The sequence below is a fragment of the Pseudoalteromonas sp. SR43-5 genome, assembly GCF_014163835.1.
Taxonomy (GTDB): domain Bacteria; phylum Pseudomonadota; class Gammaproteobacteria; order Enterobacterales; family Alteromonadaceae; genus Pseudoalteromonas; species Pseudoalteromonas distincta.
The window spans coordinates 1-767 of record NZ_JACJEA010000075.1 but is presented as its reverse complement, the minus strand read 5'-3'; the positions used below and the strand labels follow the sequence as shown (position 1 = coordinate 767).

1 protein-coding gene is annotated in these 767 nt (G+C 45.1%); it reads left to right on the top strand.

Features of this window, described 5'->3' with window-relative positions:
- On the top strand, positions 1-767 hold a 767-nt coding region (locus tag H5090_RS20535), incomplete at both ends, for an elongation factor Tu (RefSeq protein ID WP_182696630.1).

Here is a 767-nt window from a genome sequence, read left to right as displayed (position 1 = left end):
AAACCGCACGTAAACGTTGGTACAATCGGCCACGTTGACCACGGTAAAACTACACTAACTGCAGCAATCACTAACGTACTTGCAAAAGTATACGGCGGTGTTGCTAAAGATTTCGCATCAATCGATAACGCTCCAGAAGAGCGCGAACGTGGTATCACTATTTCAACGTCTCACGTTGAATACGATACACCTACACGTCACTACGCACACGTAGATTGTCCTGGTCACGCCGATTATGTTAAAAACATGATCACTGGTGCTGCTCAAATGGACGGCGCGATCTTAGTAGTTGCTGCGACAGATGGCCCTATGCCACAAACGCGTGAGCACATCCTTCTTTCTCGTCAGGTTGGCGTTCCTTACATCATCGTATTCATGAACAAATGTGACATGGTTGATGACGAAGAGCTACTTGAACTAGTAGAAATGGAAGTTCGTGAACTTCTTTCTGAATACGATTTCCCAGGTGATGACTTACCTCTAATCGCTGGTTCTGCGCTTAAAGCGTTAGAAGGCGAGAAAGAGTGGGAAGATAAGATTGTTGAGCTTGCAAACGCACTTGATTCTTACATCCCAGAGCCAGAGCGTGACATCGATAAGCCATTCATCATGCCTATCGAAGACGTTTTCTCAATCCAGGGTCGTGGTACTGTTGTAACTGGTCGTGTTGAAGCTGGTATCATCCGCATCAATGACGAAGTAGAAATTGTTGGTATCAATGATACAACTCGTTCTACTTGTACTGGTGTTGAAATGTTCCGTAAGCT